A 26066-nucleotide genomic window follows, 5' to 3' on the forward strand; every position below is an offset into this window, starting at 1 on the left:
CCATTCGGCCATTCGGCATCACGACGCATCCAGGATTGACCTCAGCCGGGTATTCCGGCAGAGGAAGGTCGGTTCATGAATCCCAGACACCTCGGCCCCGCGCTTGCGCTGATCGCGTTCCACCTGCCGGCCGCCGCTGCGGATACGTTCTTTCCGTTGCCGACCGCCCCGCTGGCGTCGCTCATCCCGTCCCCACCCGGCACGCTCGCCAGCCAGGCCACCCTGGCCCATGTCATCCAGGCCGGCCATCCCGCCCCCCATCCGCTCTCCGGCATCCTCCCGGACAACCCAACCCTCCGGATCGACCCGAATACCACCACGTCCCCTTTCGCCGGAGTCGGCAGCCTCTTCGCCAACGACGATCCCTCCACTCCGTTCGGCGTCCTCTGCACGGCCACCCCCATCTCCTCTTGGCAGGTCCTCACCGCCGCCCATTGCCTCGATATCGTCGATGGCGACGGCCGCTCCGATGTCCGCCCCGAAAACGCCCTGTTCATTCTCAATTACGGCAGCGACTTCAGTCACATCATCCCCGCCGCTTCCATCACCCTGCACCCCGACTACAACGGCTACTCCGGCCTCGGCGTCTCGGATGACCTCGCCATCCTCCACCTCACTTCACCCCTGCCTCCCGGCGTTCCCATTTATCCCCTCGCCGATCCCAACTGGCTCAGTGTCGCCCCCGTCATCCTCGTCGGCTATGGCGACTCCGGGGATGGCGTCAATGGCTACTCCGTCGGCTCCCAGTTCTCCATCAAGCGCGTCGGCGTCAACCTGATCGAATACGCCGAACTCGACGATGATGGCGGGCCCGAAGTCGAGATCATCGCCTGGGACTTCGAATACGAGGGCGACCCCGGCCGGTACGACCTGTTCGGCATCCCCTTCGCCTTCCCCAACCGCCTCGAAACCACCCTCGGCAGCGGCGACTCCGGCGGTCCCGCCTTCATGCTCAATCCCTACGACCCTTCCGACCCGCAATTGTACCTCGCCGGGGTCAATACCTTCTCCTTCTGGTTCGAAGGCGTGCCCAACCATGACCAACCCGGCCGCTTCGGCTCCGGAAGCGGCGGCATCTGGCTCAATGCAGAATACCAGGCCTGGATCACGAGCGTCCCCGAGACCTCCACCTGGCTCGCCGGCGGCGCCCTCCTCAGCCTCTTCCTCCTCACCCGCCGCCGCCCAGCCTCCCGCTAACCCGAACGGTCGCCCGAGAGTTCGCCTGCCCCATCCGCCCGCCCCTCGCCCCCCTGCGTGCGCGACAGCTTGCGCTTCGCCGGATCCGGATTGCCCCGGTACAACACCACCACGTGGCCGACCCGCTGCACCACCTGGCTGCCCGTCCGCTCTGACAATTGCGCCGCCAGTTCCTTCTTCCGATCCTTCCACGCCTCCAGTTTCACCTTGATCAACTCGTGATCTGCCAACGCCTGGACGGCCGTCGCCACCACGGCGTCCGTAAGCCCCTCCTTTCCGACAAACACCACCGGTCGGAGGTGCTGCCCCAAGGACTTCAAGCGGCGAAGTTCGGTCCCCCCCAGTGCGGCGCCATTCATGCGGACCCCAGCCTAGGCGCCGCCGGCCCCAATCGCCAGCGCATCCCATCCCGCTCCCCGGTTCAACCACGGCTGGCAATTCCGGGGCGATTCCGGTTTCCTCCCCGGGTTCCGCCACCGGGTCGGGCCGGCATGCCGATCCTGACGGGAACCCCAGCGCCATGGGCACCCTGACCATCGCCATCCTCTCCGGCCTCGGCTTCCTCGTCGCGTATCACACCTACGGCCGCTGGCTCGGCAGCCGGATCTTTGCGCTGTCCGCCCGCGCGGTCTGCCCTTCGTTCCGGCTCCGCGACGACACCGACTACGTGCCGACGCCAAAGTTCGTGGTCTTCGGACACCACTTCACTTCGATCGCCGGGACGGGACCGATCGTGGGGCCGGCCATCGCCATTCTCTGGGGCTGGCTGCCCGCCCTGCTCTGGGTGGTTCTCGGTTCGATCTTCATCGGGGCGGTCCACGACCTCGGGGCCCTGGTGGTCAGTCTCCGCAACAACGGCCGGTCGGTGGGCGACATCGCCGGCCGGGTGATGAACCGGCGCGTGCGGTTCCTGTTCCTCTTCATCCTGCTGCTCGCCCTCACGGTGGTCCTGGCCATCTTCGGACTGGTCATCGCCAACGTCTTTCGCCAGTACCCCGCCGCGATCGTCCCCTGCGTGCTCCAGATTCCCCTCGCCATCGCGGTGGGCGCGTGGCTGCGACGGCGTGGCTCCAGCCTGTTCGGGCCTTCCCTGGTGGCGTTGGGCCTGATGTACCTCACCGTCCTCTACGGAGATTCCGGGTGGCTCCACACCCTCAACGTCGCCATGGCCGGCTGGTCCCACCTGACCTGGGTGGTGGTGCTCCTCCTCTATGCCTATGTGGCCTCGGTCCTCCCCGTCGGCACCCTCCTGCAACCCCGGGACTACATCAATTCGCTGCAACTCCTGAGCGCCCTCGGCCTGATCGTCCTCGGGCTGGCGGTGGCCGCCTTCGCCGGCGGCGCCCCCCTGGCGGACGGCTCCCGCCCGGCGCTGACCCTGGCGGCTCCGATGATCGATCTCCGCCCCGCCGGTGCGCCGGCCATCTTTCCGTTCCTGTTCATCACCATCGCCTGCGGGGCCATCAGCGGCTTCCACTGCCTGGTCAGCAGCGGCACCAGCAGCAAGCAGTTGTCCAGCGAAACCGACGCCCGCTTCGTCGGCTACGGCGGCATGCTCACCGAAGGCTTCCTGGCCGTCCTCGTCATCCTCGCCTGTTCTGCCGGCCTCGGGCTCGGCATCACTGCGGGCGGTTCCACCCTCATTGGCTCGGAAGCCTGGGCCGCCAAGTACCGCGACTGGGCCTCCATCGGAGCCATCGGCGCCTTCGTCGAAGGGGCTGCCAACTTCCTCCGCGCCGCCGCCGTTCCCTCCACGGCCGCCGCCGCGCTCATGGGGGTGCTGGTGGCGTCCTTTGCCGGAACCACCATGGACACCGCCTGCCGCCTCCAACGCTATGTCGTCCAGGAACTCGCCCGCACCCTCCGAACCCCCATCCCGGCGCCTGCGCCGAACCTCCAACCCGTCCGAGCCGTCGCGTGGCATCCGCTGGCCTGGCTGCAGAACAAGCACGGCGCCACGCTATTCGCCATCACCATCGCCGCCCTCCTCGCTGCCGCACCGCCCCCCGGCAAGGCCTGGGGCTGGGACACCGCCGGCCAGGGCGGTTTGATTCTCTGGCCCCTGTTTGGCGCCACCAACCAGCTCCTGGGCGGCCTCTCGTTTCTGGTGATCACCTTCTATCTCTGGCGCCGCGACAAGCCGGTCTGGTTCCTCATTCCGCCCACCCTGTTCATGCTCGCCATGCCCCTCTGGGCCATGTCGGTGCAGTTGTTCATTGGCAGTGGCAGCGCTCCCGGCTGGATCTCCGGCGGCAACCTCGCCCTCGTCGCCCTCGCCGCCGGCACCCTGATCCTTCAGGTGTGGATGATGGTCGAGGCCATCGCCATGTTCCCCAAAGCCCGCGGCATCCTCGAACCCGGCAGCCTCGAGGCCCTGCCAGCCCGGGAACCGACCCCCTCCCCCGCCCCGCACTGACCCGGGATGGGCCCGGTTCCATCGCGCCGCCGACGATGAAATGACCCCTGATACCAAAACTGATGGTCGGAACCGAATTCCAGCCTGACCGCCCCGCCCGCTGACGTGCTGCCGCTGGTGAGAGACACCGAGGTGTTGGGGCCGTTGGGATGTCCGTCGAACAGCGCCCCCTGATTGCCGGAGAGAAACGGGGCGGCGTATTGGCCACTCAACGATCCCTGCACCGCCTTCGCATCCCCGACAACCGTCACCACGCCATCCCTCCCGCCTGCCCCGTGGGCAGATGCCACACCCGGACCAGTCCACCTGTAACCTAGTCTTCCTTGCATTTGTGGATCTATACTCCATAAATGCAAGGAAATCATGATTCCTCGCCAGCTCATGGGCACCGTGCTGGAGCGTCTTTCGATCCAGTCCGCCGTCGCCCTACTCGGTCCCAGACAGATGGGCAAGACCACCCTCGCCCTGCAAATCGCCGAATCGCGCCCCTCCCTGTACCTCGACCTCGAATCCGAGGCCGATCGCAGCAGGCTCGCCGAGCCCGAATTGTACCTGGCGGGGCATGTGGACAAGCTCGTCATCCTCGACGAGGTGCAACGGCAACCGGGGCTGTTCCAATCGCTCCGTGGCCTGATCGACCGCGGTCGCCGGCACGGCACGCCCAACGGACGCTTTCTCCTCCTCGGCTCGGCGTCGCCCGAACTCCTCCGGCAATCCGGGGAAACCCTGGCCGGACGCATTTCCTATCTGGAACTTCCCCCGTTGGGCCTGGATGAGGTGGACCCCTCGGCCTCCCATCCACTCTGGGTGCAAGGCGGCTTTCCGGAGAGCTATCTGGCCCGGGACATCGAGGCCAGCCTCCTGTGGCGACGCGACTTCATCCGGACCTACCTGGAGCGCGACATTCCCCAACTCGGACCGCGCATCGCCGCCGAAACCCTGAGGCGCTTCTGGACCATGCTGGCGCATCGTCACGGGCAATTGCACAACGCGGCCGAACTGGCCCGTGGCCTCGCGGTGGCCGGCAAGACGGTGGCCGCCTACGTCGATCTCTTCGTGGACCTCCTCCTCGTCCGCCGCCTGGAACCCTGGCACGCCAACTCCGGCAAGCGGCTGGTGAAGTCGCCCCGGCTCTACCTTCGCGATTCCGGACTGCTCCATTCCCTTCTCGGAATCTCCGACCTGGAATCCCTCCTCGGTCATCCCATCGTTGGCAGCAGTTGGGAGGGATTCCTGATCGAGAACCTGCTCGCCGCCGCACCCGAATCCGCCCGGGCCTGGTTCTATCGAACCGCCGCCGGCGCCGAAATCGATCTCGTGCTCGACCTGCCCCGCCGGGAACGGTGGGCCATCGAAATCAAACGGACCCTCGCCCCTTCCATCCCAAAAGGTTTCGCCTGCGCCTGCGCCGACCTCGCTCCCACCCGTCGTTGGATCGTGTACCCGGGCGAGGAACGCTTTCCGCTCGACCCGTTCACCGAAGCCATCCCGCCCCTCGAACTCCTGGCCGAACTCCGATCCTTCCCCAAACCTCCCGCCGGTTGATCCGAACCGGCCACCCTCCGCCCCCTGTCACCGGGGCATCCCACCCGCCGGCCCTGCGGGCAGACGCCACACCCCGATGCCCGGCGTCCCGCCCGCCTCCCAACGCCCGCGAATCGCCAGCACTTCCCGACCCGGTCCTTCCCCAAAACCGGTCGCCCGTACCTGCACGCCCCACTGCGGCGCCTTCGCCGCTCCTCCCGGTCCGATCCATCGGAGCGGGTGCCCGTGGACGAACGCCTCGCCTTCCTCCAACCCCGAGATCCGTGCCGCCCATCCCGGTTCCAATCCGCCCCCGTCCCAGACACCCCTCAACCACCACCCGCCCTCCCCTTCGGGCAGTCCGTCCTCCCATGCCGTATCGTCGAAGCCGGCGTCCGTCCACCCGACCGGCGGCGGCTCGCGTCGGTGCCGCCAGCGGACCCGTGGCCGCGCCGCCTCAACCGTCGCCGCCTCCCGGGCCCGCCAGGCTTCGAGCCACCGCCACAGGTGCGGCGCCAGACCATGCCGCTGCGGCCGCCACACCTGCATGGTCAGCAGATGGCCCAGCGCCTCGTCCGGCCGGTCGGTCGCGTCGTAAAGCAGCGCCAGGTTCTGCCGCAGGGTCAGTGTCAGTTCGTGGTTCTCCCCGCCCAACCGGACCAGCGTCGCCAGCGATTCCCGGTACAGCGATTCCACCTCATCCCAGCCCCGCCGGTAATCGTACAGGTACGCCCCAAGGTTGTTCCGGGCCCGCGCCGTCCGCAGGTGGTGCGCCCCGTACCGTTCCTCATGCGCGCGCAATCCCCGTCGCAGCCACCGTTCCCCCTCCTCCTCGCGGCCCGCCGTTCCCTCCCGACGTGCCAGCAGATGCAAGGCCGGATAGGCATCCACTTCCGGCACCGCCGCCGCCCGTTCCGCCAGCGCCCAGGCCTCCGACGCGGTGGCAAAGGCCTCCTCGTGACGTCGCAGCCGGTAGAAGTTCCAGGCCAGCCGGATCCGGGTTTCGAGGGTGACCGGATGGTCCTCGCCCAGAAGCGCCTTCGCCCGCCCGGCCGCCTCCTGCGCCAGGGCCAGCGCCGGGGTGGTCTGCCCCCCCTGCTCAAGGGCCCCGCTCAAGGTTGCCAGCGCCCGGACGGTCCGCTCATCCCCTTCCCCAAACTCGCCCCGCCACAAGGCGTAGGCCTCCCTCAGATGGGCCTCGGCCAGGACATGCTCGCTCAGGTTCAGGTACACCCGCCCGAGCACGGTATGGATGGAGGCGAGGACGCGCGCCTGGCCTTCGAGGCCGCCGGGCAACCGGCCTGCCGCCCGATCCATCACCGCCCGCAAGGTCACCTCCCGCTCCGGTTCGCGATCCGGATCGGCAAGGCCAAACAGGTCCTCGGTCACGAACTGCGTCACCGCTTCCGCCGCCGCCGCCTCCGTACGCGCCCGGCGCGCCTCGTCGTCAGCCCGCTGCCGGGCCTCCTGCAACTGCGCCAGCAACCGCTCCAATTGCTCGCGCGCGGTCTGCTCGGTCTGCAACTGCGCGCTGGTCGTCTCCTCGGCCTCGAGGGCCCGCAGCGCCAGTCCCAGACTCGCCAGGCTCGTCGCCACCAGCAGCACCACCACACCCGCCGCCACCCCCACCGCGGTCCCATGCCGCCGCACGAACTTCCCCGTCCGGTAGGTCCAGGTCGGAGCGGCCGCCGAGACCGCCTCATTGGCCAGATGACGTCGGATGTCCTGGGCCAGGGCACTGGCCGACTCGTAACGCCGGCCCCGGTCCTTCTCGATGGCCTTCATCACGATCCAGTCGAGGTCCCCCCGCAATCCCCGGCTCCAGTGTCGCGCCTCGACCCCCCGGCGCCTGGCGAGCTCCTGTCGCTCCGGCTCCTCCAGCATCCGCACCCGCGTTGAAGGCTTCACCGGGTCCCGTTCGAGCACCGCGCGCCGCAACGCCTCGTACACCGGCCCGGAAGTCGTCCCCGCCTCGAACGGCGTCCTCCCGGCCAGCAACTCGTACAGCAGCACCCCCAACGAGTAGATGTCCGTCCGCGTGTCGATGTCGGCGTCCCCCAACCGCGCCTGCTCGGGACTCATGTACGCCGGCGTGCCCAGGAGTTCGTGCCGGTGCGTCAACACCTCCCGCCCGGTGATCGGCCCCTGGATGGCCTTGGCGATCCCGAAGTCGATCACCGTGGGAACCGACCGCCCGTCCTGGTCGGTCACCAGCACGTTGCTCGGCTTGATGTCGCGGTGCACCACCCCCTTCTGGTGCGCGTGCTGGATCGCCGCGCACACATCGAGAAACAACTCCAGCCGCTCCCGCGTCGTCGCCGCCCGCCCGTCACAAAAGTCCGTCAGCGGCTTGCCCCGCACCCATTCCATCACGAAGTACGGACGTCCCCGCCCGGTCGCCCCTCCGTCCAGCACCCGCGCGATGTTGGGATGGTCCATCAGCGCCAGGGCCTGACGTTCCACCTCGAACCGGCTCACCACCTGCCGGGTGTCCATGCCGGGTTTGAGGATCTTCAACGCCACCCGCCGGCGCACGGGCTCCCGCTGTTCCGCCAGATAAACCACCCCGAACCCGCCCTCCCCGATCCGCTCCAACAGCCGGTACCGCCCCACCTCGCTCCCCGGCCCTTCGGCCAACGCCTCCCCCCGCCCGCCGTCCCCGGCCGGTTCCAGGAAATCCGGCACCACCCCGCCGTGAGCCGCCAGCAGGGAGCGGACCGCCTCCAGCAATGCTGCGTCCCCTCCACAGGCCTCGCGCACCCATGCCTCCCGTTCCCCCTCCGTCCCCAGGGCCAGCGCGTCGCAGAAAATCTCCCGTTCCCGGCTCACCGTCCCGCCCCTCCCGCTCGCGCGTGCCCGGTCACCCCGCGCCCTCCCTCCGCGCCCGCTCGATCTCCCGGTGCAACCATGCCCGGGCGTAGGCCCAAAGCCGGGTGGCGCTCCGTTCAGGAATCCCCAGCGACGCCGCCGCCTCCTGGGCCCCCAGCCCTGCGAAGAACCGCAGCTTCACCAGCTCCGCCGCCTGGGCGTCCGCCCGTGCCAGTCCGTCCAGCGCCGCATGGACCTCCAGCACCTGGTCGTCGTCCTCCGGACCCGCCAGTTCCAATTCATCCAGATCCATCCGCGCCGCCCCGCCACCCCGCTTCAAGGCCCGCCTCCTCCGTGCCCGCTCGACCAGGATCCGCCGCATGGCCTCGGCCGCCGCCCCGAAAAAGTGCCCGCGCCCCTCCCACTCCCGTTGCTCGTCCGATCCCACCAGCCGCAGCCACGCCTCATGCACCAGCGCGGTCGGCTGCAGGGTCTGACCCGGCCCCTCCCGCGCCATCCGTGCCGCCGCCAATCGCCGCAATTCCTCGTACACCAGCGGCAGCAACTCGTCCGCCGCCGCACCCTCCCCCCGCGCCATCGCCGCCAGGATCGCCGTCACCTCGCTCATCGCTACACCACCTCCACCGGGCACTTGGGGATCGCGTCCAGAAAGGCCTGCCCGTAACGCTTGCCCAGGATCCGGTTGTCCAGCACCACCACCATCCCGGTGTCGGTCTTCGTGCGGATCAGCCGGCCCACCCCCTGCCGGAACTTCAAAATGGCCTCGGGCAGCGAATAGTCCCCAAAGGCGTTCCCGCCCCGCGCCTCGATGGCCTCCAGACGCGCCTCGATCAGTGGATGATCCGGCACCGCGAACGGCAGGCGCGTCAGGATCACGTTGCTCAAGGATTCCCCCGGCACATCCACCCCCTGCCAGAAACTGTCCGTGCCGAACAGCACCGAGTTCACGTCCTCCTTGAACCGCTCGAGCAGCGTCGAGCGCGGCACCCCCTTCCCCTGAACCCAGCAGGTCAGCCCCAGCTTCTCAAAAAACGGCTTCATCCGCTCCGCCAGCTCCTGCATCAGCCGCGTGTTGGTGAACAGCACGAAGGCCTTCCCATGGCTCTTCTCCACAAAATGCTCGATCCATCGCACCAGCGCGTCCCGGTACCCGTCCTCCCGCGGGTCCGGCATCCGGTTCACCACGTACACCCGCATCTGCCGCTCATAGTCGAACGGCGACCCGACCTGCAGCGCCCGCACCCCGTCCGCGCCCACCCGCCGGGTGAAATACCCCAGGGCCGCCGCGTCCGCCCGGTCCCCGGCCTTGCTGCCTTCCTTGGCCCGGATGCCCAGGGTCGCGCTGGTCATCACCACCGAGGTGTCGCTCCCGAACAGACGTCGCCGCAGATACGGCGCCACGTCCACCGGCGCCGCGTTCAACGCCAGGTTCCGCTGCGTCCGCCCCCCGCGCTCCACCCAGTACACATAGTCCTCCTCCACCTGCCCCAGAAAGGAAGCCAACTGCCCGCGCACCTCCCCCAGCCGGCGCTGGCAATCCTGCAGTTCCTCACCCGTCTCCAGATCCTCGGTGGCCTTGATCAATTCCCCCAACGCCTCCCGCAACCGCTGCAACGGCAGCGTCAGGTTGTCCTCCACCCACCCCGCCCGCCGGATCCGCAATTCGGTCCACTCCCGGCGTCCTCCGTCCCCGGTGCTCTTGGCCGACCGCGCCTCCGCCGCCGCCGCGTCGCACCGTTCCTCGACCGCCTTGAAGAATCCGTCGCTCTCCCGCAGCACCTCCGCCACCAGCTTCACCACCGACCCCTGCCGCAACGTCGCCAGCAGCCCCTTCTCCGTCCGCGGATTCCACAGCCGGTTCAACGCAAACCGGAACTGCCCGCTCGAGACGCTCAACCCGATGTGCCGGGCCGCCACCTGCTCCACCGTGTGCGCCTCGTCGAACACCAGGAAGTCGTTCCGGAACAGCACGCCCCCCTCCTGATCCTCGTCCACCCCGGCCAGCAGCGAGAAAAACAGCGTGTGGTTCAGCACCAGCACGTCGGCCGTGAGGATCTTCTGCCGCGCCCGCTGGAAGAAGCACACGCCGTGCTCCTTCCCGAACTCGCTCGGATACCCGCACTGCTTCGGCGAACACAACCCCCGCTCGGAACACACATGCGCCCACACCTTCGGGTCCGGCTCCACCTCGAAATCCGACAAGGTCCCGTCCTCGGTCGTCTGCGCCCAGGCCTCGATCCGCTTCAGCTCCTCCTGCTCCGGCGAGGTGAACAGCCCATCCACATGCAGCAGCGCCTTCCGCAGCCGTCGCCGGCACAGGTAATTCCCCCGGCCCTTCAACATCCGATACTCGAAGGTCACCGGCATCACCCCCGCCAGCATCGGAAGGTCCTTCTCGATCAACTGCTCCTGCAGGTTGATCGTGTGCGTCGAGATCACCGCCTTCTTCTTCCGCGCCACCGCAAACAGAATCGACGGCACCAGGTACGCCAGGCTCTTCCCCACCCCGGTGCCCCCCTCCACCACCAGGTGCTCCCCACCCTCCAACGCCCGCGCCACCGCCACCGCCATCGCCTGCTGTTCCGGCCGGTACTCGAAATTCCGCGCCCGCGACAGCGGCCCGGACGGCGAAAAGAACGCCGCCACCTGCTGTTCCAGGTCCGCACACGGCGCGGAGGACGTTGGCTCGGCCAGACTGATCATCGAAGCGCGACAGATTGGCGCGTCCGGCCACCGTTGCAAGGCAGCCGTGTCCCCGGACTCGCTTCTGCGACCCAGCTCACCCGTCACGTTCCATCGAAATCGAAATCGTGATCGGAATCGGACCTTCAGACTCCCCCATGCCCTTCCAAGACGCATTCCAGGTCGTGTCGCTCGTCGGGTGCACCACGCGGCAAGGGCGGATGGGATGGAAGGATGGTACCAGATTCGGCCACCCTCCGTTGGGTGTACACGCTTCAGCGTGCCGGGGTCGTTGGAGAGGCTCACGCTGAAGCGTGTACACCCAACCGTCTCTGGAATTCCAGCGACTCCCATTCGCTTGCGGCGAATCCCCGGCCCGTCGAGCATCCCTCCCATGCCCGGGCGGCCCTGGAACCTCCACGCGCTCCTGCTTGCGAGCTGGCTGACCCTGCTGCCATCCGCACCGGCCCAACCCTCCCCGCGCCTGGTCGCGTGGCGGGCTGCCGACGGTCTCCCGCAATCGGCGACGTTCGGCGTCTGGATCGAACCCGACGGCCAGATCCTCACCGCCCATGGCCCCAACTGGCCCGCCGCCCGCTTCGACGGCTTCCGCATCCACAGTCTCACCAACTCGACCGGCGCCCCCCATCGCGTGTACGCGGGACCCGGAGACACCCACTGGGCCGTCGATCGAAACGGTCTCCTCGAGCGCAACGCCTCCGGCTGGCAATCCCACCCTGTCGCCGAAATCGCCGCCGATGCCCGCGCCCACCCCATCCGAGCCGTCCGCCCCGTCCCCCTGCTGCCTGCCGACCGGCATCGGGTCCTCATCCTCCTCCCCGACCGCCTCCTCCTCTATGATGCGCGGGAACGAAGAATCGAACGTCTGCGCAGCGCGGAGGAAACGGTCATCGGAACCTTCAACGAATTCGCCCCCGGCGTCGGCGATACCGCCTGGATCTCCGGCAGCCGAGGCCTCCTCCGCATTCCTCAACCCCTCCATCGCGTGACCGCTTCCACGGTCTTCGAGGAGTTCGCCGTTCCCGCCGACCTCGCCTTGGCCGAACTCCAGCGGCCCTTCGAAGGCCCCCCCGGGACCGTTGTCTTCGCCGCCGAAGACCCGTCCACCCGCGACAAACTCATCGGTCGTTTCAGCCGCGGACAGTGGGAGGCGTGGACCGTTCCCAATCAGACCCTCCGCCAGGCCTGGGGCGGCCCCGACGGCGAACTCTACGCCCACACCGGCGGCACCCTCTTCCGGTTCGATCACGCGGACGCCGCCCTCGCCTCGCGCTCCCTGCTCCAGGTCGCGCGCATCGCCGATGTCGCCGTCGATCCCCGCGGCGTCGCCTGGCTGGCCACCTCCGAAGGACTCATTCGTGTCGCCCCCCTCCCCTGGCGCCCCCCCCCCGGCCTCCCCGGCGATGCCGGACCCGCCTTCGCCGTGGCGCCCGATCGCCGCGGCCAGGTGGTCACCCTGACCGCACGGGGAGTCCACTGGTTCGAAGGCACCCGCTGGCGCACCGTCCCTTTCCCAGGCGAACCCCGCGAAGACCCGCCGCCGCGCGGCCCGCTCCTGGTGCCCCTCCCCGACGGCAGCCTCTGGATCCGCCTGGCCGATGCCAACACCCTCGTCGGTCAGGATGGCACCCTCCGTCCCATCGACCCCCTGCTCCTCGGCGCCCATCCGCTCGGGTCCCTCCCCGACGGACGCATCCTCGTCTGGGCCCCCGATCTCGAACCGGCGCAACTCCTCGCCTACGACGGCGCCTCCCCCCCGGTGTCCTATGCCACCCTCCCCGTCGAGGCCGCAACCATCGCCCCCCTGGCCTTCGCCCTGAACACCCGCGACGGCGAACTGTGGCTGGGCGGCGAAGGCGGCCTCCTGGTCCGCCGCGGCGACCTATGGGAATCCCTCGACGAACCCGAATCCGGGACCGCCGACGGCGCCCTCGCCGCCCTCGAACTCCCCGATGGCCGCCTCCTGATCGGCGGCGCCGAAAGCGTCCGCGAATTCGACCGTCGGCGCTGGAGGGTGCTGCGACGCGGCTTCGACCGGGTCCGCAGCCTCATCCTCGCCCGCGACGGCGCCGTCTGGATCGCGTCCGGCAGCGGACTGCACCGGTTCAAGGACCAGTCCTGGCTCACCCTGGGCGAGGAGGAGGGTTTTCCCGCCACCGCCGCGTTCGGGGTGTTCGAGGACAGCTCCGGCCGCCTCTGGGCGGGCACCACCGGCGGGGTATCGGTCTTCGATCCCACCGCCGACCTCGACCCTCCAAGGGCCGAGATCGTCGAAGCCGACGTGCCGGCAAGCGGTGGAGACAACCGCGCGCTCTTCATCGTGGGCGGCGAGGACCGCTGGCGTTTCACCCCGCCCGGCCGGCTGGTCTTCTCCTCCCGCCTCAACAGCGACCCGTGGTCCGCCTGGCGCCCCGCCGGGAGCGTCCAGTTCACCAACCTCCCCGCCGGCAACCATCGCTTCGCCATCCGCGCCATGGACCCCGGCGGCAATGCCCAACTCACCCCCGCCCTCTTCGAGTTCACCGTTCCCCTGCCCTGGTTCAGGGACCTCCGCCTGGTCGGAGCTTCCGCCGCCGTCGCCCTCCTTCTCGTCGCCCTCGCCGTCCAGGTCCTCCTCGGCTACCGCCGTCTCAAACGCTCCTACGCCGAGGTGGAACGTCAGGTCGCCGAACGTTCCGCCGCCCTCGAACGCGCCAACTCGGAACTCCTCCACGCCCACAAAATGCGCGCCCTCGGCACCCTCGCCGCCGGGGTCGCCCACGACTTCAACAACCTCCTTTCCATCATCCGCGGCTCGGCCCAACTCGTCGAAAACCAGCTCCACGACACCGACAGGGCCCGTCAGCGCCTTCAACGCATCCGCACCGCCGTCGATCAGGGCGCCGGTCTCGTCCGCGCCATGCTGGGTTACAGCCGCGGCTCGGCCGCCCCACGCCAGCGCATCGACCCCGCCCAGGCCGTGGACCGTGCCGTCCGCCTCCTCGACGAACGCCTCAAGGCCCGGCTCCAGTGGACCCCGCCCCACCGGCCCCTGCCCTCCGTCTTCGCCCCCCCGGAAATGCTCCAGCAGATCGTCCTCAACCTCGTCCACAACGCCGATGAGGCCATGGACTGCCTCGGCGAAATCCTTGTCGCCGTCGCCTCCAACCCATCCCCCCCCGACGGCCTCCTCAAACCCGTCCCCGCCCCCGCCTACGTCGAACTCACCGTCGCCGACAGCGGCCTCGGCATCCCCCCCGAAATCCTCGGGCGCATCTTCGAACCCTTCTTCACCACCAAGGCCTTCAGCAGCCGTCGCGGCACCGGCCTCGGCCTCTCCATGGTGTACGAATTCGCCAAGGAACTCGGTGCCGGCATCGCCGTCGCCTCCACCGTCGGCCAGGGCACCACCTTCCGCATCATCCTCCCCGCCACGGACGAAACTGCGCCCGGGCCTCCGGAATCCATTCCCGGATCTGCCGGATCCGCGCCTCGTCCAGCGGATGCGTCCGCAGGAACCACGGCGTGTTCGCCCCCCCCGCCTGCCGGTTGAACTCCCCAAACCGCTGCCAGAACGCCACCGCCGCCTCAGGATCGAAGCCGGCCCGCGCCATGTAGATCAGGCCCATCCGGTCCGCCTCGGATTCGTTCGCCCGGCTGTGCGGCAGCGCCACCAGAAGCTGCGATCCCACCCCGTACGCCTGCCCCACCGCCGCCCCGTACTTCGACTGGCTGCCCGCCACCGACACCACCGTTCCCAACGCCTGCGTCGCCATTGCCCGGCTCACCCGCTCCCCGCCGTGCCGCGCCACCGCATGCGCCACCTCGTGCCCAAGCACCGTCGCCAACCCCGCCTCGTCCCGCGTGATCGGCAGAATCCCCTTGTACACCCCCACCTTCCCCCCCGGCAGGCAAAAGGCGTTCACCTCCGGACTATCGAACACCACGAACTCCCACTGCGCATTCGCCAGCGGCGCCACCGACGCAATCCGGTGCCCCACCCGCTGCACCATCGCCGTCACCGCCGGGTCCTGCAGGACCGGCACCTCCTGCTTCATCCTCTCGAACTCGCTGAACCCCAGCTTCATCTCCTCCCCCTCGCTCAGGAAGTTCAACGCCCGCCGCCCCGTCTCCGGCACCGTGTAACACCCCACCCACACCCCCGCCGCCAGGACCACCGGGATTCCAATCCGCATCCAGTGTCGCTTCATCCCCCATTCCCTACCGGCCCCCATCCCCCCGCTCAACGCCGAAAACGTCATTTCCCATCTCCCCATGCACCCCGGAGTGGTGGGGCGAGGTGCGGGTTTCGCAAAGCGTCATCTCGGAGCGCCGGGTTCCACGAGGCCGCAGCGGAGTGGTGCAATGGACTGAGGACTCGCGGACCTCCCCACTCCGAGACCTGAAACCTGAAACCTGAAACCTGAGACCTGAAACCTGAAACCTGAGACCTGAAGGCGGAAGGGTGTATCTCCGAGTTGTCGAAAGGAGCAACAGGATCGGGGTCGGTATCGGAATCGTTATCGACAGGAGCAACGAAGTTTCGCTCATACCCGGAGATCGGTCCGGTCCCATTCCGATTCCGACCCCGACCCCGACCCCGACCCCGACCCCGACGATCCCCTCGTCGTATCCCTCGACCGATCCCATCTCCGACACCATGGAGGTGCGGCCAGACCGGAAATCCGACGCAAGAAACCATTGACAGCCGCTCTTCGTTTGAGGATAAGCACCGATGAAATGCACAGGCAGCATCCACCTTTGCGCTTCGTGTTCCAAGGGGATCTCGCCCCGTCGGGGGGGGGGGGGTAGAACCAGCCGGCTTGATCGAAGACGGCCCGCCCCTGTTGCTTCTCCGAACGCCTTCACGCTGATCGAACTGCTGGTGGTCATCGCCATCATTGCGATCCTGGCCAGCCTCCTCCTTCCCGCCCTCGGCCGTGCCCGCCACGCCGCCCACGGCATCCAGTGCATCAACAACCAGCGCCAGATCGCCCTCTCCCACCGCCTCGCCCTCGATGAAGACCCCGGGGATCGTCTGGATGAACCGGCGGTGGCGGATTGGTATCTCGATACCGTGGGGCTCAAGGAGCACGGCTGGATCTGTCCCAGCGCGCCGCATCGGCCGGAGCGCGTCATGCCAGGAGGCGGTGGCACCGGTCGTATCGATCAAGCCTGGAAATATGACAACTTCACCAGCATGCGTTTGGAATTCGCCCATCTGACCGAAGATCGCCATGTGGCCCAGCCGTTCCGTACAGGCAGTTACAGCATGAATGCACACGCGTTGCGAACCGATCGACATTTCATCCACGGCTCGTTGCCGTACCCGGCCGTCATTTATTCCTTTTACAGCGAGTCCCGCATAGCGCTTCCCTCCAAGACCCCTGTCGTTTCAGATGGCGTTGGTGTGACCTCCGTGTGCGTGCCGAATACAGACCTCCGAGGCACCGAAGTTCCGCCGACGTGGAAGTACGTTCCGGGAGTTAATCCTCAGTTCGCCGAGGCCCAACGTGGGTTGGGTGAGACTGGATTGGCTCGAGTCATGATTGCCCGCCATGGTCGCCGTCCATTGTCCATACCGGAGCACTGGGCGTCGGGGCAGCGACTTTCCGGCTCCATCGGGATTGCGTTCTTCGACGGGCATGTGGCGATGGTGCCGCTGGAACGGCTTTGGGGCGCTGCCTGGCATCATGGCTACCAGCCTGTGGAGGGAGGAAGACCCGGTCCGCGGACCCGATAGTACCGTGACGCCGGAAGGTGTGAACCTTTGCCACGTACCTGCACCTGAAGACCGAAGGCGTGGTGTTCGAACCGAGTCTCGCGGACCGGTGGCACTCCCGCGGGTAAGACTGCCATTCCTCCCCTTGGCGTCTTCGCGCCTTCGCGTGAGACCGGCCTTCCAGCCCACCCACTTACCGCACCCTCCCATTGCGTGGAAGTCGGACTGAAGCCTGAAGCCTGAAGCCTGAAGCCTGAAGCCTGAAACCTGAAACCTGAGGCCTGAAACCTGAAGCCGGAGACCGGAAGGGCGCATCTCCATGGTGTCGGGGATGCAATCGGTCGAGGGATACGACGAGGGGACCGTCGGGGTCGGGGTCGGGGTCGGTATCGGAATCGAACCGGAACGAATTCCGGGGAGGCGCGAACTCCGCCAAGCGTTGCCTCGGAGGGCCGGGTTCCACGAGGCCGCAACGGAGTGGCGCGTTGGGGTGAGGACTCGCAGAACTCGTCCCTCCGATTCGCCGCCTCCTCACCCGCAACTCCGGGATGCGCCCGCCGTGCGCCAGCCCTTCCGATTTTTGCCGTCAATCGGCGGGCTTTCCGATATACCCGGGGACCAGCGTCCGGCCGCCGCCGGTGCAAACCATGAGCGAGCCGTTCAACATTGCCGCGAATTTCATCGCCGATCTTCGGCCTTGGAACCCGCCCGCGGAGGAACCGTTCCCCGCTCATTCCCCCGGAAGGTCCCCATCGCGGCCACGGGTCTTGGAGCCGAACCCTCCCCAGATCCCCATTCATCCCCATCGCGAACCGGCTCGCGTGCGACCTTTCCTCCCATCGTCGAGCTTCGCTTCCTAGCCGTTCGAGCCCATGCGCCTGGTCGTTCTCTTCCTTGCCGTTTCGGCCCTGATCGCGTCCTGGACGGAGACCTATGCGACCTCCGGAACGACGGCCGTGGGTCCGCGCATCATCGAACAACCCATGGGCGGCAAGGCGGAACTGGGGGGCGATTTCATCCTGCAAGTCGGCGCCACGGGCATCGGAACCCTCCAATTCCAATGGTTCCTGGACGGCCAGCCGCTTCCCAGCGAAACGAGTGCCAGCCTGGCGCTGGTGAACCTCGACGAAGACCAGTTCGGTGCCTACACCGTCGTGGTCGCGGACTCGACAGGTTCCGTCATGAGCGAACCGGCCTTCCTGACCCTGGCCGCAAGCGCCTATCCGGTCTGGTTCGAACAACCGCGCGACGTCACGGCGGCGCTGGGCTCCGCTGCCCGATTCACCGCCGTGGCAACCGGTCCCGCCCCGATCGCCTATCGCTGGCGGCTCAACGGCAGTGACATCCCGGATGCCAACGGCCCGACGCTCGATCTGCCGTCGGTGAGCCTGGCGGACGGCGGCGCCTACACCCTCTTCGTGACCACGTCGATGGGAACGCTTCGAAGCCAGCCCGCGGTTCTCCGCCTCGATCTTCCCGCCCTCCCGGCGACCTCGCGGTTCGCGGATCGTCCGCTGATCACCGAGGCGTCCGGGGCCGGCACCCTGCACAACGCGGGCGCCGTGTCGGAGACTGCGGCCGGCGAACCGCGCCATGCCGGCAAGCGGGGCGGATCCTCGGTCTGGTTCTCATGGCAGCCACCGGATTCCGGGCAGGCCAGTGTCTCCACGGTTGGATCGAGCTTCGACACCCTCCTGGGCGTGTACACCGGCGACACCCTCGGCTCGCTGATCGAGGTGGTCAGCGACGACGATCGCGGCGGCTACCGGACCAGCGCGGTGCGCTTCAACGCCGAGGCGGGCACGGTGTACCACATCGCCGTGGACGGCTTCGCCGGTGCCCAGGGCCAGGTGGTGGTGTCGTGGGATCTGCTGGCCAACGCCGGATTGCTCCCGCGCATCCTGATCGCCCCCGAGGACGACATCGCCATCTCCGGAGGGGACAAGGCGCTGACCGTCAAGGCCGAAGGCGACGCCCTCACCTACCAGTGGTATTTCAACGGCATTCCCATCCCCGGCGCGTCGGATGCCACCATTCCGCTGGGCACCGTTTCCGAAGGCCGGGCCGGGCTCTACGTCGTGCGCGTTTCCACCCCCGCCGGGGATACCATCGAGACCGTCGCGGCGCGCGTCGAGATCGCCTCGGGACCCGCGGCGGCGGCTCAGGACAAACTGGACGACCTCTTCGAGAACCCGCCGGCCTCGCCCCTCGCCCGACATGTGTTGAGTGCGGGCGGGTTCACCTCGGTGGCCCCGGGGATCCCCGGCTGGCGGGAAACCACCAATGAGGGAGCCCAACGGTCCCCGGAGGATCCCATCGTGTACGGCGAACTGGGCGGCGCCACGCTGTGGTTCCGATTCCAGGCCACCGCCAGCGGCTGGATGCGGCTGAGCACCGAGGGCAGCTCGATCCCCGTCGTGCTGGGCGTCTATACCAACCGCCACCGGCTCCAGCCCATCTCCGAAGCCAGGCCGACCCCGCCCGGGACCCATTGCGAACTGCTCTTTCCCGCGCACGCCGGCACCGACTACATGGTCATGATCGATGGAGTGAACGGTGCCCAGGGAATCTTCCGCCTGTCCTATTCGATCGAACTCGCCCCGATCGACTCACCCCTCCTCACCCACACCTCCGAGGGCCTGCTCTATCAGCGACGGCTGCCTCCCGGACGGTATGCCATTGAAGCTGGAGACAGCCTCGCCCGCATGACCCCGTTGCTGGTCACCAACGCCGTTGACGGCGTGCTCCGGTTCCTCGACACCCGGTCCGGAGGGAGGACCCGCCACTTCTACCGGGTCACCGGACTCCCGTAAGTCGCATAGGCCCTAACGGCCCAACGGCCCAACGGCCCAACGGCCCAACGGCCCAACGGCCCAACGGCCCAACGGCCCAACGGCCCAACGGCCCATACGCCCCGTCCCCGGCCCATCACGGCACCTGTCGTGCCCGATAGTAGCGCGACGCCTGGCGTGGCATCTCGGCGTCGCGGAACTCCAGGGTCCCGTCGGTCAGCGTGAACGTGCCGCGCTCGGTCCAGGACCGAAGGTCGGGCGACATCTCGATGGCCACCCGGCTTCCGGCGGCGCCCTCGACCGACAACACGAACGCTCCATCGGCCTGAGGCGCACCCGCCATCAAGCGGATCGGCACGATCTGCGGCACGGCCAGTTGGGCGGCGTCACTAACAACGGAACCGTAGTAGTTCCCGACGACCACCGAATACGTGCCGGCCTGGGTGGTGGCGACATTGGGCAGGCGAAGCACCGGATCGCTGGCTCCCTGCAGATCGGCCCCGTTGAAACGCCACTGGTAACTGACGGGTTCCCCGCCCTGGGCTCCCACGCTGAAGGTCACGTTGGCACCCGGCGGCGCCGTCTGGCTCTTCGGCTGGAGGACGATCGACGGAGCCTGACTTCCCTCGGCGGCCACCCGGTAATTGTCGAACACGAGGTAATTGTCGCCCGGGAAAAAGTCGTCCCGCGGAATCCACACCGCATCGATGTCCCCGAGATCGAGCGGCAACCCGGTGGTGGTGATGGGAGCGTTGTCCACCACCGGCTCACCATCGATGAAGGCCGTCCAGCGGTTCGCCGCGAAATCCATGACCACCACCAGGTCATAGATGACGTCGTTCTCGAAATCGTACCCGGTGTAGATGTAGCCCGAAGGGCCGTCGAGCCGGTAGAAGATGCCCAGGTTCGAGTTGTCGAAACTCAGCGTGAACAACCGCTCCGCACGGCGGTTGTACACGGACCATTCGAAGTCGTCGTAGGCCAGATTCCACGAATCCACGACCATCATCAGCACCGAGAACCGCACCACGGGTTGCGTGGCGGGGTTGGGCACGTAATCGAGCGGGCGCCACACATAGAGCGCATCCCCAAACCGGGTCGGGGGCCGGAACCCGACAAACGCCTGCTGACCCAGCCCGAAGAACGCACTGTCCACGATGCCGTTGCCGCCCGTTCCATCGCCCATCCAGCCGCCCTGCCCGACCAAAGGCAGCGCCGGGTTGAATCCTTCCAGCCGCTCGAACCGGGTCTCATACAGCACCTGCGGAGGGGCAACGGGCATGAGCCGGACGACCAGGAAGCCGCGGTCGCCTTCGTACCCGTCCACCGCAATGTGATAGGTGGTGCCCTCCACCGCGGACAGCGCGACCTGGCTGGTGAGCATCCCCGGGGCGTCATCGTTGGAGGCCACTTCGATGAGGTTGCCCAGGCCGGTTCCCCGATACACCGCCAGGGTCGTGTCGAACCGGCTGCCAAAGGTATCGACGGACCAATCCCCGCTGGCAGGCGCCACCCATCGATACCAGACCGAACGTCCGCCCGGGGCCTCCGCGTGATCCGGTTCACCAGGTTCCACGGTCGCGCCCACATTGCTCCCGGAGGCCACCGCCGCCGCGCCCTCCAGGATCTCCGCGCTGGCGAAATGATCGTTGTTGGGACCCCCCGTCACACTGAACGCCACCGAACTCACGGCGTTGCCTCCAGGTGTCGTGACCCGTATCGCCCCCGGGGTCGCATCGGCCGGCACAATGGCCGTGATCTGGGTGGGCGAATCGACCGTGAAAGCGGCCGCACCGGTCTGGAAGTGGACCGCCGTGGCTCCCGCCAGATGGATCCCCTGGATGATCACGGTGGTGCCCACACCACCCGATGTCGGGCTGAACTGCGCAATGGACGGCGCATCCGGCGTGGAACCCCAGCGCAGGACGTAATCCCCGGCCAGGCCGACATAGCCGTCGATCGCAATGGCGTACTGGGTGCCACCCTGGGCGGTGAAGGTGACGCGGCTGGCCCGGTTGGCCAGATCCGGGGCGTCGTCGTTCTCCGCCACCAGCGTCAACGCCGTCACCTGCGTGCCGCGATACACCGCCAGCAGGGTGTCAAACGTGCTGCCCCCGGTGTCGAACGACCACGTGCCATCCGCCGGCGCGGTCCAGACATACCACACCGATCGCCCGCCCAGATTGCCGGCGTGACCCGGTTCCCCAAACTCCTTCGTCGCGCCGACATTGCTCCCGGTGACGGTTCCGCTGGAACCGCTCAGCGGCATCGCCCCCGCGAAGAGATCGTTGGCCGCTCCGCTGTCGAGGGTGAAGGGCTGCGCACTCACAGCCGATCCGATCGATGTCGTCACCCGGATCGGCCCGGTCATGGCCCCGACAGGAACCGTGACGGTCAGCCGGTCCGCAGCGTGTACCGTGAACGTCGCCGCGGGAACGCCGCCAAAATCGACCGCAGTCGCCCCAATAAACCCGCTCCCCTCGAGCGTGACCACGGTCCCGGCCGCTCCGCGGACAGGGAAGAAGCGGGTCAGCGTGGGACCGGCCGTGATCGGGGCCCAATTGAGCAGGACCGATCCCGAGGCGGCCTGGGCTGGATCGGACGGGTTGGCATTGAACCCGTCCACCGCGATTCGGTACGGCACGCCGGCCCGGGCGGTGACGATGACGCTGCTGTTGGTGCCTCCCCCGGCATCGTCGTTGGCGGCCACCTGCGCCAGCGTCGCCAGCGATTCGCCCTGATAGACCGCCAGCAGCGTGTCGAACGAACTCCCGAACGTGTCGAACACCCAGTTCCCATCCGTCGGCGCCTGCCATCGATACCAGATCGAGCGGCCCCCGCTGATGCCCGCATGGGCGGGTTCCCCGGCCTCCTTGGAAGCGCCGACCGTGCTCCCGGTCACCGAACCCGAAACGCCACTCAACAGCGCGGCATCGGCGAAGGCATCGTTGTTCGCACCCAGGACCACCGCAAAGGAAGCCGCACTCACCGCCGATCCCGAGGGCGTGACGACCCGCAGCGTCGCCGTCCCAGCCCCCGGCGGCACCACCGCCGTCAATCGTGTCGCGGATTCCACCTGGAAGCCGGCGGCCGGAACGCCACCAAACTCGACGACCGTCGCGTTGAGGAAATGGTCGCCCTGCAGAATGACGGTGGTTCCAACGGGCCCGCTCGACGGGGCGAAGCCGGCCAGCACCGGAGGAGGCAGGACGGTAAAGCTCCCGGCACTGGTGGCCGTTCCCTGGGGCGACGTCACGGCGATGGGCCCGGTGGTGGCGCCCGGCGGCACCGTGATGCCGATGCGGGTCGCCGATTCGACGTTAAACACCGCCGCCTGCCCGTTGACCGTCACCGCCGTGACCCCGGTGAAACTGGAGCCCAGGATGGTAACGGCCGTGCCGGCACCACCGCTCACCGGGCTGAAGCTGCCGATGACCGGAGCGGACGTCACCGTGAAGTTGCCTGCACTCGTCGCCGTTCCGCCCGGCGTCGTCACCGCAATCCGCCCGGTCGTCGCCTGGGCCGGGACAGTGGCCGCAATCTCCGTGTCCGAGCGGATCTGGAAGGTTGCACTGACGCCGCCGACAGTGACCGCCGTGGCGCCCGTAAACCGGGTGCCCTGCAGGGTGACCGTGCTCCCCGGCGCACCCCCCGGGGGTTGAAAGCTGGTGATGGCGGGACCGGCAGTCACCTCGAACGTCTGCGCGCTGGTGGCCGTGCCGCCCGGAGTCGTGACCCGGATCGGACCCGTCAGCGCCGCAGCCGGCACGACCGCCGTGATCTGCGAGGCGGACTGCACCGTGAACGGCGCACTCACCCCGTTGAACGTGACGGCGGTGGCATCGGTGAACTTGGTGCCGGTGAGCGTGACACTGGCCCCCACGTTGCCGCTGGCGGGTGCGAATCCCGTGATCGTGGGCGGACTCGAGGGGCCGTCCAGGATCGGTTCGCCCATGCGCACCCTCGCCCGAAAGGAGTTCCAGGTGCCCGTATCGCCCTGGAAGGCGTCCCGCACCGTCAGGGTCCAGGTGCCGGAAGGGTTCTCGCCCCAGAAGGCATTCGAGACGAACCACCAATCGAGGCTGCCCTGGTTGGAACGGTCGGCCAGTCCGTTCCGGATGAACAACCGGCTCGAGGTTCCCCGCGGGGAGGTGAGGTACGCCTCCAGGTCGCCCCGGAAGGTATGCTGGATGTTCAGGTGGATCTCGACCTCCTCCATCGGCGTGGTCGCGTCGATGTTGAACGTCCGGCTGATCTCCCCCTGGTCCGGAATCGGCGCGTTGACCGTCACCGGCTGGTTGTGCTCCGCCACCGTGAGCGGGGTGACGCCGCTGTACAACGCCACCTGGCGCGTGAGGGCATCCGCATCGATCAGTCCGAACCCGTAGTTCGGATTGAAGGCGAACCCGGCGGCGTTGGTTCGCCACCCGCCATGGCTCGACGCCGTGCTGTCGCCGACGTCCACCACCCGGCTCGTTCGGGCCAGCGCATGCTTCGCGAGGCGCACGTTCATGGCGGGATTGGCCTGAACCGCGAGCGCCAGAATCCCGCTCACCAGCGGGGCCGCCGAGGACGTGCCCCCAAAGTCCCCCGTGTAGGCCCGGTCCGGAAACCCGTTCACCCCCGCTTCCGCAGGCCCCGGATTGTATCCCGGACCGGCCGAGCGGTCCGTCGTCGCGATGCCCGTCCAGGTGCCCGGCTGGCCATGCTCGCCCTGGCGCCGGCTGTTCGAGGGCGCGGTCACGAACACGTTCGCCCCGTAACAACTGTAGTCGGAGAAGATCCCGGCGCTGCCCAGCGCCGCCACCGAAATCACGTGCGGGCTCGCATTGATCGGATCCTTGTTGGAGTCCTCCTTCGACTTGCCCCGCTCATTCCCCGCCGCCCACACGTGGATCGTGCCCACCCCGGCCGACGCCGCCGCCGCATCGCGCTCGCCGTCGCTGTTCACAAACGGCGCCCCCACGCCGTAACTGTGGTTCTTCACCTTGATCGTCTGGATGTTCCCGAAACTGTGGAACTTGATGACATCCACGAAGTCCGAAAGGCTCCCCCCACCCCCCAGCGGCACCCGAAGACCGGACAGACTCGCCAGCGGCGCCGCGCCCGTCACCCCGATCCCGTTGCCCCCGCGCGCCACCGCCACCCCCGCCACCGCCGTGCCATGATTGTCGTCGGTGCGCACCGGATTCGGATTCGAATTCCGCTCCACGAAATTCCAGCTGTCCGCCGCCACGTAATTCGGCGCCAGATCCGGATGCGCCGTCTCCACCCCGTCATCCGCAATCCCCACCATCACCCCCGCCCCCGTCAGATTCCGGTTCCATGCCCCGCGCACGTTGCTGTCCATCCCCGGACGCGCCGCGTTCACCAGGTGCCACTGACCCGGAAATCCCGCCGGATTGTTCGGACTGAAGAACGGGTCGTTCGGGACGAAGGCGCGGCGCCGGTTCTCCGACGGACGATCAAAGTACGCGGTCTGCACGCCTCGGTCCCCAAGCAGATCCCGCATCCGCTCCCGCGCCGCCTCGTCCGACGGCGCCTTCAGCACCGCCATGTTGGGATCACTGCGCAACCGCCGCACCACGTTCAACCCCCACCGGGCCGCGAACGCCTCGATGTCCGTCCCCTCCTTGAATTCGATCAGCAACTCGGCCACCGGACCCAGCCCCTCCGGCGCCGGCAACCTCGCAATGCCCTCGTAATCCTTCACCAGCGGATCCGGCCCGGCCGCGTCGGCACCGGCACCCGGCAACGAAACCAGCATCATCCCTGTCAGGATCGCGATCAGGGCCGTCATGCGATGGAGTGGGCTCATGGAGTGGAGTCGGGTCGGGTCCGGCGGGGAACGTGAGGAACTCTGATGTCGAGGTACGCCGAGCGGACCGCAGGGTCGCCCTGAAGCCGGGACAACGCCCGGCGCGCCTCCTCCTCCGAAGGCGCCGACAGCACATGCATGTCCGCGTCACTTTGCAGCGTGCGCACCCAGGTCAGACCATACTGCGCCGCCAGATCCCGCGCCGCCGTGCCGGGTGCCAGCGAAACCAGCAGATCGCTCGTTCCCGGCTCCGGTACCGGCGAGTCCTCGGGCATGGGTGGTTCCTTGACGGCGTTGGCGTCCTCGATGGCGGCCCCCCCCTCCGGTCGCGACCCCGCTCGATCGAACGGCTCGGCGGCCTGCACGGGCGCGGGGTCGATGGCGTGCCTCGTCCCCGTCCCGACATCGCCCGGCATGGGCGCGCATCCCATGGCACCCAGGGCCGCCACCAGGCACCCCAGGCTGCCCGTCAGGCGCCCCCCCGGCCCACCGGGCAATTCCCCCCGCCGCCCCCGTGAACGGGCCGGTCCAACGGTCCCCTTGATTGCCGGTTGCATGGATGTCGGGAGGTCACCCCCTGCCGACGGCAAAACGCTACCATGCCCGTCAACACCGCGAACCCCTTCCCGGCCACGCTGCCCGGAATCCATTCATCCAACGGTGTCCGATCCTCGAACTCACAGGCTTGCGTCAAGATCAGCGGCGGGGTGAAAGGCGTGGGGCTTCACCGACCCGCGATTGGGCGGATCCTGGCGGAGACTTCGTCTCCGGAATGGGCTGAACCTGGCCGCTTCGGAGCTCCTCCAGACGTCGCTCAACCTCCGCCTTCCACGCGGCTTCGATTTCGGGATCGACGGCATGCAGCCGCTCCCCGAGACGGTCCGCCAACTGGATGCGCGGTTCCTGCGCCCAATCGCGGCTTTCCTCAACGATCTGTTCCACGGTCCGTGGCATGGCGCTACGGCAGGCGTTCGGGGCTGGCATTCAACGTCTCTCCTTGCGGGGTGGTGCGCCTACGGGCGCATCTCAGTTCTTTGCAGCAGGTCTCGTAATCGCACTCGTGATCGTGATTGTCCTCCCCAGTGC

The 26066-nt window shown here is 68.2% G+C and carries 13 protein-coding genes; 6 read left to right on the forward strand and 7 right to left on the reverse strand.

Going from position 1 to position 26066, the window contains the following annotated elements; translation table 11 throughout:
• Positions 1-75 precede the first annotated feature (75 nt).
• On the forward strand, positions 76-1197 hold the full coding sequence (locus KF833_19455; protein MBX3747492.1) for a trypsin-like serine protease: 1122 nt from the start codon (positions 76-78) through the stop codon (positions 1195-1197).
• On the opposite strand, the gene KF833_19460 is transcribed toward KF833_19455, so the two are convergent.
• Entirely contained in the window at positions 1194-1556 is a 363-nt protein-coding gene (locus KF833_19460) for a YhbY family RNA-binding protein (GenBank protein MBX3747493.1), read from the reverse strand. The two genes, KF833_19455 and KF833_19460, sit on opposite strands and share 4 nt — an antisense overlap.
• Positions 1557-1717: 161 nt before the next feature.
• Here KF833_19460 and KF833_19465 point away from each other — a divergent pair, with 161 nt between their 5' ends.
• Complete coding sequence (locus tag KF833_19465) at positions 1718-3613, forward strand: carbon starvation protein A (protein ID MBX3747494.1); 1896 nt, start codon at positions 1718-1720, stop codon at positions 3611-3613.
• 363 nt (positions 3614-3976) lie between these two features.
• Positions 3977-5158: an ATP-binding protein gene (locus KF833_19470; GenBank protein ID MBX3747495.1), complete on the forward strand. Its 1182-nt coding sequence runs from the start codon at positions 3977-3979 to the stop codon at positions 5156-5158.
• Positions 5159-5185: 27 nt separating this feature from the next.
• Here the strand turns inward: KF833_19470 and KF833_19475 are convergent, their stop codons facing one another.
• Genes KF833_19475 through KF833_19485 form a run of 3 tightly spaced genes read right to left on the reverse strand, consistent with a single transcriptional unit; the run spans position 5186 to position 10669 of the window.
• On the reverse strand, positions 5186-7966 hold the full coding sequence (locus KF833_19475; protein ID MBX3747496.1) for a serine/threonine protein kinase: 2781 nt from the start codon (positions 7964-7966) through the stop codon (positions 5186-5188).
• Between the two features lie 31 nt (positions 7967-7997).
• Positions 7998-8573 (reverse strand): sigma-70 family RNA polymerase sigma factor, encoded by a 576-nt coding sequence (locus tag KF833_19480; protein MBX3747497.1) that lies wholly within the window; start codon positions 8571-8573, stop codon positions 7998-8000.
• 2 nt (positions 8574-8575) lie between these two features.
• A complete protein-coding gene (locus tag KF833_19485) occupies positions 8576-10669 on the reverse strand; it encodes an ATP-dependent DNA helicase (GenBank protein ID MBX3747498.1) in 2094 nt (697 codons plus the stop codon).
• Positions 10670-11042: 373 nt separating this feature from the next.
• Between KF833_19485 and KF833_19490 the strand changes: the two genes are divergently transcribed.
• From KF833_19490 to KF833_19500, 3 genes are all read left to right on the forward strand, one after another.
• Positions 11043-14201 (forward strand): hypothetical protein, encoded by a 3159-nt coding sequence (locus KF833_19490; GenBank protein MBX3747499.1) that lies wholly within the window; start codon positions 11043-11045, stop codon positions 14199-14201.
• A 1182-nt stretch (positions 14202-15383) separates the two neighbouring features.
• On the forward strand, positions 15384-16391 hold the full coding sequence (locus KF833_19495) for a type II secretion system protein (protein ID MBX3747500.1): 1008 nt from the start codon (positions 15384-15386) through the stop codon (positions 16389-16391).
• Positions 16392-17242: 851 nt separating this feature from the next.
• The gene (locus KF833_19500; GenBank protein MBX3747501.1) at positions 17243-19183 is read left to right on the forward strand and encodes a hypothetical protein; all 1941 of its coding nucleotides are present in this window, start codon (positions 17243-17245) and stop codon (positions 19181-19183) included.
• Between the two features lie 115 nt (positions 19184-19298).
• Here KF833_19500 and KF833_19505 read toward each other — a convergent pair whose 3' ends face one another.
• From KF833_19505 to KF833_19515, 3 genes are all read right to left on the reverse strand, one after another.
• The gene (locus KF833_19505; protein ID MBX3747502.1) at positions 19299-24980 is read right to left on the reverse strand and encodes a S8 family serine peptidase; all 5682 of its coding nucleotides are present in this window, start codon (positions 24978-24980) and stop codon (positions 19299-19301) included.
• Positions 24977-25537 carry a hypothetical protein gene (locus KF833_19510; protein ID MBX3747503.1) on the reverse strand — a complete coding sequence of 187 codons (561 nt, stop codon included), beginning with the start codon at positions 25535-25537 and terminating at the stop codon, positions 24977-24979. The genes KF833_19505 and KF833_19510 overlap by 4 nt, the downstream gene beginning before the upstream one ends.
• A 139-nt stretch (positions 25538-25676) precedes the next feature.
• Entirely contained in the window at positions 25677-25934 is a 258-nt protein-coding gene (locus KF833_19515; protein ID MBX3747504.1) for an addiction module protein, read from the reverse strand.
• Positions 25935-26066 lie beyond the last annotated feature (132 nt).

The organism is Verrucomicrobiia bacterium, assembly GCA_019634625.1.
Taxonomy (GTDB): Bacteria; Verrucomicrobiota; Verrucomicrobiia; order Limisphaerales; family CAIMTB01; genus CAIMTB01.

What these genes read in the sequence shown, in the direction of transcription:
- KF833_19465 (MBX3747494.1), top strand. Translation starts at nt 1,718, where the DNA reads ATGGGCACCCTGACCATCGCCATCCTCTCCGGCCTCGGCTTCCTCGTC.
- KF833_19495 (MBX3747500.1), top strand. Translation starts at nt 15,384, where the DNA reads ATGAAATGCACAGGCAGCATCCACCTTTGCGCTTCGTGTTCCAAGGGG.
- KF833_19470 (MBX3747495.1), top strand. Translation starts at nt 3,977, where the DNA reads ATGATTCCTCGCCAGCTCATGGGCACCGTGCTGGAGCGTCTTTCGATC.
- KF833_19455 (MBX3747492.1), top strand. Translation starts at nt 76, where the DNA reads ATGAATCCCAGACACCTCGGCCCCGCGCTTGCGCTGATCGCGTTCCAC.
- KF833_19505 (MBX3747502.1), bottom strand. Translation starts at nt 24,980, where the DNA reads ATGAGCCCACTCCATCGCATGACGGCCCTGATCGCGATCCTGACAGGG.
- KF833_19510 (MBX3747503.1), bottom strand. Translation starts at nt 25,537, where the DNA reads ATGCAACCGGCAATCAAGGGGACCGTTGGACCGGCCCGTTCACGGGGG.
- KF833_19460 (MBX3747493.1), bottom strand. Translation starts at nt 1,556, where the DNA reads ATGAATGGCGCCGCACTGGGGGGGACCGAACTTCGCCGCTTGAAGTCC.
- KF833_19485 (MBX3747498.1), bottom strand. Translation starts at nt 10,669, where the DNA reads ATGATCAGTCTGGCCGAGCCAACGTCCTCCGCGCCGTGTGCGGACCTG.
- KF833_19500 (MBX3747501.1), top strand. Translation starts at nt 17,243, where the DNA reads ATGCGCCTGGTCGTTCTCTTCCTTGCCGTTTCGGCCCTGATCGCGTCC.
- KF833_19490 (MBX3747499.1), top strand. Translation starts at nt 11,043, where the DNA reads ATGCCCGGGCGGCCCTGGAACCTCCACGCGCTCCTGCTTGCGAGCTGG.
- KF833_19515 (MBX3747504.1), bottom strand. Translation starts at nt 25,934, where the DNA reads ATGCCACGGACCGTGGAACAGATCGTTGAGGAAAGCCGCGATTGGGCG.
- KF833_19480 (MBX3747497.1), bottom strand. Translation starts at nt 8,573, where the DNA reads ATGAGCGAGGTGACGGCGATCCTGGCGGCGATGGCGCGGGGGGAGGGT.